Origin of the sequence: Paraburkholderia sp. SARCC-3016 (assembly GCF_031119615.1) — a bacterium.
GTDB lineage: Bacteria > Pseudomonadota > Gammaproteobacteria > Burkholderiales > Burkholderiaceae > Paraburkholderia.
Window position 1 is genome coordinate 1 of record NZ_JAVHZD010000088.1, and the last position, 1662, is coordinate 1662.

Sequence of the window (1662 nt, forward strand, 5' to 3'; positions counted from 1 at the left end):
CGTAATCGGCGACGCTGAAGATCGGCGCTTCGGGATCCTTGTTGATCGCGACGATCACCTTCGAGTCCTTCATGCCCGCGAGGTGCTGGATCGCACCGGAAATACCGACGGCCACGTACAGCTGCGGCGCGACGATCTTGCCGGTCTGGCCCACCTGATAGTCGTTCGGCACGTAGCCCGCGTCCACCGCGGCGCGCGAGGCGCCCATCGCCGCGCCGAGCCTGTCCGCCAGCGGTTCGAGCACCTTCGTGTAGTTCTCGCCGCTGCCGAGGCCGCGGCCGCCCGACACGATGATCGTCGCGCTCGTCAGTTCCGGACGATCGAGCTTCGTCACTTCGCGGTTCACGAACTGCGAGATGCCGCGATCGGCAGCGGCCCCGATCGTTTCGATCGACGCGCTGCCGCCTTCCGCCGCCACCGGATCGAAGCCCGTCGCGCGCACGGTGATGACCTTGACCGGATCCTCCGACTGCACGATCGCGATCGCGTTGCCCGCATAGATCGGCCGCTCGAACGTGTCGGGGCTGTCCACCGCCGTGATGTCGCTGATCTGCGCGACGTCGAGCTTCGCCGCGATGCGCGGCGCGATGTTCTTGCCGTATGCGGTGGCGGGCGCAACGATGTGCGTGTAATTCCCTGCCGCACCCTGCACGAGCGCGAGCACCGTCGCCTCGACGTTTTCCGCGAGGCCTTCGGCCAGTTGCGGGGCGTCGGCGAGCAGAACCTTCGCGACGCCCGCGACTTTCGATGCGGCTTGTGCCGCGCCCCGTGCGTCGTGGCCTGCCACCAGCAGGTGAATGTCGCCGCCGATCTTCTGCGCCGCGGCAACGGTGTTCAGCGTCGCCGCCTTCAGCGACGCATTGTCATGTTCAGCAATTACCAGAGTCGTCATCTCGTGTGTCTCCGTGCGCCCTTACAGCACCTTGGCTTCGTTCTTCAGCTTCCCGACCAGCGTCTTCACGTCCGGCACCTTCACGCCGGCGCTGCGTCCGGCCGGCTCGGTGACCTTCAGCGTCTTCAGGCGCGGCCTGACGTCGACCCCGAGGTCCTCGGGCCTGAGCGTCTCGAGCGGCTTCTTCTTCGCCTTCATGATGTTGGGCAGCGTCACGTAGCGCGGCTCGTTCAGGCGCAGATCGGTGGTGACCACGGCGGGCAGCGTCAGCGTCAGCGTCTCCGCGCCGCCGTCGACTTCACGCGCGACCGTCGCGCGGCCGTCGGCGATGGTCACCTTCGAGGCGAACGTCGCCTGCGGCAGGTCCGCGAGCGCGGCGAGCATCTGGCCGGTCTGGTTCGAATCGTCGTCGATGGCCTGCTTGCCGAGGATCACGAGTGCGGGCTTTTCCCTGTCGACGAGCGCCTTGAGCAGCTTCGCCACGGCGAGCGGCTGCAGCTCCCCGGACGACTCGATCAGGATCGCACGGTCCGCGCCGATCGCAAGCGCCGTGCGCAGCGTTTCCTGGCACTGGGCGACGCCCGCCGACACCGCGATCACCTCGGTTGCGATGCCCGCTTCCTTCAGGCGTACCGCTTCTTCCACGGCGATTTCGTCGAACGGATTCATCGACATCTTCACGTTCGCAATGTCCACGCCCGTGTGGTCCGATTTCACGCGCACCTTCACGTTGTAATCGACCACCCTTTTGACTGGCACCAGAATTTTCA

Annotated in this window: 2 protein-coding genes; both read right to left on the reverse strand. The window is 66.4% G+C overall.

Going from position 1 to position 1662, the window contains the following annotated elements:
* The coding region (locus QYH69_RS35790; protein ID WP_308836329.1) for an FAD-binding protein at positions 1-892 on the reverse strand (892 nt) is incomplete at its 3' end.
* Between the two features lie 21 nt (positions 893-913).
* On the reverse strand, positions 914-1662 hold a 749-nt coding region (locus QYH69_RS35795), incomplete at its 5' end, for an electron transfer flavoprotein subunit beta/FixA family protein (RefSeq protein ID WP_308836330.1).